Origin of the sequence: Pseudomonas emilianonis (assembly GCF_023072625.1) — a bacterium.
GTDB classification, from domain to species: domain Bacteria; phylum Pseudomonadota; class Gammaproteobacteria; order Pseudomonadales; family Pseudomonadaceae; genus Aquipseudomonas; species Aquipseudomonas paraveronii.
On sequence record NZ_JAKNRV010000300.1, the window covers coordinates 1 to 6,530 of the forward strand.

The 6,530-nt window shown below is 61.6% G+C and carries 7 protein-coding genes and 1 pseudogene; 5 read left to right on the forward strand and 3 right to left on the reverse strand.

Going from position 1 to position 6,530, the window contains the following annotated elements:
- The 4 genes from L9Z73_RS23090 to L9Z73_RS23105 form a co-directional block, all read left to right on the forward strand.
- On the forward strand, nt 1-689 hold a 689-nt coding region (locus tag L9Z73_RS23090), incomplete at its 5' end, for a TIGR00366 family protein (protein ID WP_247405934.1).
- A 142-nt stretch (nt 690-831) separates the two neighbouring features.
- A complete protein-coding gene (gene acpA, locus L9Z73_RS23095; protein ID WP_247405936.1) occupies nt 832-2,532 on the forward strand; it encodes an acid phosphatase in 1,701 nt (566 codons plus the stop codon).
- Between the two features lie 122 nt (nt 2,533-2,654).
- Nucleotides 2,655-3,824, forward strand: coding sequence for a hypothetical protein (locus tag L9Z73_RS23100; RefSeq protein WP_247405939.1), 1,170 nt, complete (start codon nt 2,655-2,657; stop codon nt 3,822-3,824).
- Between the two features lie 145 nt (nt 3,825-3,969).
- On the forward strand, nt 3,970-4,494 hold the full coding sequence (locus L9Z73_RS23105) for an SET domain-containing protein-lysine N-methyltransferase (protein ID WP_247405941.1): 525 nt from the start codon (nt 3,970-3,972) through the stop codon (nt 4,492-4,494).
- Here the strand turns inward: L9Z73_RS23105 and can are convergent.
- The gene (gene can / locus L9Z73_RS23110; protein ID WP_247405943.1) at nt 4,491-5,135 is read right to left on the reverse strand and encodes a carbonate dehydratase; all 645 of its coding nucleotides are present in this window, start codon (nt 5,133-5,135) and stop codon (nt 4,491-4,493) included. The genes L9Z73_RS23105 and can overlap by 4 nt on opposite strands.
- A 151-nt stretch (nt 5,136-5,286) precedes the next feature.
- Between can and L9Z73_RS23115 the strand changes: the two genes are divergently transcribed.
- Nucleotides 5,287-5,673: a serine kinase/phosphatase gene (locus L9Z73_RS23115; RefSeq protein WP_247405945.1), complete on the forward strand. Its 387-nt coding sequence runs from the start codon at nt 5,287-5,289 to the stop codon at nt 5,671-5,673.
- Between the two features lie 117 nt (nt 5,674-5,790).
- Here L9Z73_RS23115 and rimI read toward each other — a convergent pair whose 3' ends face one another.
- Nucleotides 5,791-6,243, reverse strand: a complete 453-nt coding sequence (gene rimI, locus L9Z73_RS23120) for a ribosomal protein S18-alanine N-acetyltransferase (RefSeq protein WP_247405947.1) — start codon at nt 6,241-6,243, stop codon at nt 5,791-5,793.
- A pseudogene (locus tag L9Z73_RS23125) lies at nt 6,236-6,530 on the reverse strand (energy transducer TonB); the annotation flags it as partial. The gene rimI and the pseudogene L9Z73_RS23125, both read right to left, overlap by 8 nt.

The following is a 6,530-nucleotide window of genomic DNA, read 5'->3' on the forward strand; positions in this document are numbered from 1 at the left end:
CGACGCGCCCGGGCGAATGGCTGGAGCACAGCCCGGTGCTGACCATCCTGTTGGCGCTGCTGGCGGCAGGTTGGTTGTTCCACGAGTTTTCGACCAAGCCGGCGATCAGCGCGATTTCCGGGCTGAACACCTACAACTTCCTGTTCATCATGGTCGGTGCGCTGCTGCACTGGCGCCCGCGCAGCTTTCTCGATGCGGTCGCCCGCGCGGTGCCGACCACCACTGGCGTGCTGATCCAGTTCCCGCTGTACGGCTCGATTGCCGCGCTGATGACCGTGGTCAAGGGCGGCGACGGCCAGACGCTGGCCCACCATATCTCGACCTTCTTTACGTCCATCGCCTCCCACGACACCTATGCCCTGTTGATGGGTGTGTATTCGGCGGTGCTGGGCTTCTTTATCCCGTCGGGCGGCGGCAAGTGGATCATCGAGGCGCCCTACGTGATGCAAGTGGCCAATGACCTGCAATACCACCTGGGCTGGGCCGTGCAGATCTACAACGCGGCCGAGGCGTTGCCGAATTTGATCAACCCGTTTTATATGCTGCCGTTGCTGGGCGTGCTGGGGCTGAAGGCGCGGGATTTGATCGGGTTTTCGTTCGTGCAGTTGCTGGTACACGCGCCGTTGGTGTTGTTTTTGTTGTGGGCGTTGGGGACGACGTTGAAGTATTTGCCGCCGGTGATGCCTTAAACGCAGCGGCAAGCTTGAGCTTTCTAGCTCCAGGCTTGCCGCTTAAAGCGTGTAACTTCGAGCTGTCTTCCCTCCGTCACATTCCACTGCTACCGTCCTGGCGAAATATCTTGCAACAAATAGCCAGCAAGGACTCCCCGCAATGAGTGACGAGCACGAAGACCGCCCTGCCTCTGATTCCATCGACCAACCGCCGGTAGACACCAGCCGGCGGCGCTTCCTGGGGGGTGCGGCGGTGCTGGGGGTGGGCGCGACCTTGAGTGGCTGCGGCAATTCCAGCGAAGCGCCGGGCAAACCGGTGGCGCGGCCGCTTACGCCGCAAGAGTTGGATAAAGCGTTACACGACCAAGTGAAAACCGTCGTGGTGATCTACGCCGAAAATCGCAGTTTCAACAACCTGTTTGCTGACTTCCCGGGGCTGGAGAAACCGCTGTCGGCGTTGTCCGCTGCCGACTATCAGCAGCGCGACCGCGACGCCAGCGTATTGACCACCCTGCCCCCGGCGTGGGGCGGTGTGTTGCAAGTCGGCTCGCAAAGCGTCGACGGGGTGACCTACCCCAGCGAAGTGCAATTCCAGGAAAACCTGCCCAACGCCCCGTTCGCCCTCAAGGGTCCGAACGCCGAAGACCTGCCCTTGAGCCTGGTCACCCGTGATTTGTGGCACGTGTTCTACCAGAACCAGATGCAGATCAACGGCGGCAAGAACGACGGCTTCGTCGCATGGGCCGATTCCGGCGGCTTGGTGATGGGGCATTACGCCCAGAGCCGTTATTCCCTGCGCCTGTGGGACGTGGCCAAGGCGTTTGTGCTCTGCGATAACTTCTTCCAGGGCGCGTTTGGCGGCTCGTTCCTCAACCACCAATACCTGATCAGCGCCACCGCGCCGGTTTATCCGAACGCGGCGCAGTCGGTGGCCAAGGCGCAGATCGCCACGCTGCAAAGCGATGATCCCAACGACCCACGCCTCAAGCCCCTGGACAAATCCCCGGCCAGCGCCATGAGCGGCCCGCCGCAGTTCGGCCCGAGCGCATTGACCCCGGACGGTTACGCCGTGAACACCCTGGCCCCGCCCTACTGGCCGACCTGGATTCGCGACCCGCAAAACCCGGACTACGCCAAGCCCGACCTGCCCAACGTGCTGGTGCCGCAGACGCACGAACACATCGGCGACAAGCTGTCGAAAAAGCACATCGACTGGGCCTGGTACGCCGGGGCCTGGCAGGCGACGCTGGAGCAGTTCAAGGACTCGGGCGGCATTCCGAAGATCCCCAACTTCCAGTACCACCACCAGCCGTTCAACTACTTCAAGCAACAGGGCCCGGAAAACCGCGCGGAGCGTGACAAGCGCCTGCGCGACGCGGGCCTGGGCGATGAGTCGAGCACCAACACGTTCTTTGCCGACGCGCAGGCGGGCAAACTACCCGCCGTGACCTTCTACAAACCCCAGGGCAACCTCAATATGCACGCCGGTTATGCCGACGTCGCCTCGGGTGATCGCCATATCACCCGCGCCCTGAAGGTGCTGCAGGAAAGCCCGCAGTGGAAAAACATGGTGGTGGTGGTGACCGTCGATGAAAACGGCGGCTGGTGGGACCATGTGGCACCGCCCAAGGGCGACCGCTGGGGCCCTGGCACGCGGGTTCCGACGCTTGTGGTGTCGCCGTTCGCGCGCAAAGGCACGGTGGACCATACGGTGTACGACACGGCGTCGATCCTGCGCCTGATCACCCGCGTTTTTCAGTTGGAGACACTCGACGGGCTCAAGCAGCGCGACGACGCCATGATCGCCCGCGGCCAGAAACCGATGGGCGACTTGAGCAATGCGCTGCAGTTCGAGGTGTAGGACGGCTTATCCAATAGCGACATGCCCGGCAATTTTGCACGCGGTTTTCCTGGTCAGCCGCTACTGTGTGAGGGTGGGCTTTCACCCCGCACAGGCAGGCTTTCGCTGACAAGGAATCATCTATGTTTAAACCGACCAGGTTGTCCTTCACCTTGGCCGCACTGCTGGCGAGTGCGGTCGTACAGGCCGACATCGAAGTCCCCCTGGGCAGCACGCAACGGGTTACCCAGTTGTTCGCTTACCCCAATAACTGCAATGTGATCTGCTTTCGGCCCTGGACGCTGGAACAGACCACCGAGCATTACCTGAACCAGAGCCTGCAGCGCGACGGTTACAGCCGCGCCAAGGTCAGCGTCAAAATCCATGATGGCCAGGTCGCGGCGACCTTCAGCGGCGTGCCCGAGAGCTATGGCCTCCCGCTGACGAGCTTGCTCGCGACCGCCGACCTGGCCTACCAAGGCGCGAGCCGGCTCAATAGCGACGGCAAGTGGGCCTACAACTGGTACTTGTTCCTGCCGCTGGGCATGGCCCTGGAAAACCGCAAAAGCATCGAGCTGCTGCACTTCCCGCCGGATTATTCACTGACCCAGGCTCAGGATTACCTGGAATCGGCCACCACCGACCGCTGGGCCACCCTGCTCGTCGACAATGGCATTCCGGCCAGCGAAACCCCGGCCTACCAGACCATCATCGACATCGCGCCGATCGCCGCGCCGTCCAACGCTGGTAAGGACCTGGAAAACGTCTACAGCTACTTCACCGACTACCAGACACGCATGGTCGCGGAGCTGAGCCTGCAGCCCAAAGGTTCGTTGCCGATGGTGGCGTTCGGCGCCCCGGTGCGCAGTTGGATCAAGCAACAATACGGGCAAACCGTAGGCGTGCTGGGCCTGGCGCAGATCAGCCCGGCCCCCGGTAAAACCGTTTCGGTGCTGGGCGCCAACCACCCCAGTTACATCTGGTACGCGGCCAGCCCGGACACCTATGACGGTAACGCGCAGAAGGCCGACGAGGCCGGTTTGAAAGTGATGGGCCAGGACTTGAGCGCCGCCTGCTGGCAAGCCGGAATGGGCCAGAAGCCAGCGAGCGATGCGAATGTGCTGCTCAAGGCGTGCATGAACACCTGGCAAGTCACGCGCAAAGAGCAGACCTGCGAACTGTTCTACACCTCGGTGCGCGACCTGACCCCGGAGCAGGCGAACGCCAAATGCGCCACGCCCGCGATCAAAACCCAGCTCAAGCAACTGAAAGACGCCGCCCCCGCCCCGGCAATCACTGTCCCGGCGCTGTAAAGTGCACAAAAAAGCCGATTTCTACTATCAAACTTGACAGTAGAAATCGGCTTTATGTTCAGCGAGTCTTGATCCGGGCCCATCCGCTGCAAGACTGGCAGTCAGACACCACCCGCAGGTCGATGCAGCCCAACCAAGGAGAGTTATGAAGACTCGAGCCATGGATAAGGCTGTAAACGCTATGAATAATTGCCTTTATCCGTTCAAGACACTGTTCGTCGAGCAGGGCTACCCTTCGTCCAAACACTTCCAGGTCATCCAAACCACGGACGGCGCCGGAGCCGGGATCAAGGCGCGCATCCCCTTTGACAGTCGCGTGTGCATTGCCAAGGTCTCCGGCTACGCGGTGAACGAGCGACGCCCGCACACCTTGCAGGTGTCGCCACGCATCCACTTGTACGACTGTTGGTTCTGCGGCCTGCTGCACCACTCCTGCAACCCGAATGTATTTTTAGACACCACCTACCTGGAGCTCTGGACCGTGCAGTCCATCCCCGCCGACACCCGGCTGACCCTGGATTACGCCAGCACCGAGGACACGCTGTTCCGGCAGTTCGCTTGCCAATGCGGCGAGCTGAACTGCCGGGGCTGGATCACCGGCAGCCAGGAGCCGTTGAACGCCGAGGGGCAGGCGTTCATGACCGAGTGGCGCGAGCGCAAGCGCCCTTAGACTTCACCCAGCGGGCGCAAGCGATACTGCGGCGGCAACTGCTCAAAACCACTGATGGTGGTGTTCAAGCTCTTCCAGCGGCCATCCTTGATGCCGTAGATGCAGCCGTGGATCGACAGGCTCTGCCCACGGTGCCAGGCGTTTTGCACAATGCTGGTGTGACCGACATTGGCCACCTGCTGAATCACATTCAGCTCGCACATGCGGTCGACGCGTTCTTCTTCGCTCGGCAACTGCGCCAACATCTCGCGGTTTTCGTAGTACAGGTCGCGAATGGTGCGCAGCCAGCCGTCGATCAGGCCGAACTGGCGGTCCTGCATCGAGGCCCGCACGCCGCCGCAGCCATAGTGGCCGGTGACCAGGATGTGTTTGACCTTAAGCACATCGACGGCGTACTGAATCACCGACAGGCAGTTAAGGTCGGTGTGCAGCACCACGTTGGCCACATTACGGTGTACAAACAGATCACCCGGCAGCATGCCGACGATCTCGTTGGCCGGTACACGGGCGTCTGAGCAGCCGATCCACAGGTATTCCGGTGCTTGCTGGCGGGCCAGCTTGGCGAAGAATTCGGGATCTTCCTGTGTGATCGCATCTGCCCAGCGTTCGTTGTTATCAAGCAGGTCTTGTAGTTCGTTCATCAGGGAAAGCCTCAGGAATGATGCGCAGCTTTGACAGACGACCGCCCGTCCGGGTCACGCCGGGAATAAAGATAGTCGGCGGGCAATTACTTGAATCTTGGGGCGCCAGGCCTGTCCACACACTATAAGCCCCACAGTATGAGGATTGGCCATGACTGAATCACGACGTCCATACGGCGCTACCCAGCCGGAACCGATTGATGACAACGAGGATCGCATGGGCCAGATGCGCGAGTTGGACTTTGACGAGGAAGAGCCGACGGCGCAAATCGGCGATGAACTGCCGCGTGGCGAACGCAAACGCCGGATGCCCGACGAACGGGTGGGTGAGACCGGGATGGCCGGCGCGTCGACCGATGACGACATGAGCCCGGAAAACCTGATCCGTGAGGACGGCGCGCGGGATGCACAGGAAGCAGGCGAAGGCGAACAGGCCGATTGGGACCTGAGCATCGTGGATGAAGATGATATCGGCGGCGGCAACGGGCTGGATGAGGCCGAATTGGCTGATCTGGACCCTGTCGACGGCAACCGCTGACACACCGTAGATCCAAATGTGGGAGGGGGCTTGCTCCCGATATCGGAGTGCCAGTAACCGATAAGTGCCTGACACACCGCAATCGGGAGCAAGCCCCCTCCCACATGGGTTGCGTGTTCAGTCCACCAGGGTGCAGGCCATCACGACCGCATCTTCGCGCCCACCGACGGCCGGGTAGTAATCGCGCCGACGCCCGATTTCATTGAAGCCATAGCGCTCGTACAGCCGGAACGCGCCGGTATTGCTGTCACGCACTTCGAGGAAACATTCCCGTGCAGTGGCGGCATAGGCGCGGGACATCAGGTGCTCCAGCAGCGCCAGGCCGAGGCCGCGGCCCTGGTTTTCCGGTTTGACGGTGATGTTCAGCAAATGCGCTTCATCGAGGATGATCTGCACCACTCCGTGGCCCACTTGCTGCTCACCTTCGAACATCAGCCAGATCTGGTACTTGCCCAGCCCATCGAGAAAGATCCCGCGGGTCCAGGGGTGGCTGTACGCCGCGTATTCGATTTTCAGCACGGCGTCGAGGTCGGCCTCGGTCATCGGGCGAAAGGATAAAGCCTCACTCATCGGTTGTTTTCCAGCGCGCCATCAGCCGGCGCATGGCTTGCCAGACATCAGCCTTACGCTGTGGCTCTTCCATTAATAATTCCAGGCCCGGCAGGGCCCATACCGAGCCCAGGCCTTCGACCTGCAGCTCGCGGTACCAGACTTCGGCATCGGCTTCGCCGGCAAAACGCACGGCGGGCAGGCCGATCAGCCACAGGCACACGCAGGGTTCGTCTTCCAGGCGCGCCGACACAAAACCTTGCACAAAATCTCGCGCGGCGTCCGGGCCCTGGTCCATCGTGCCGCGC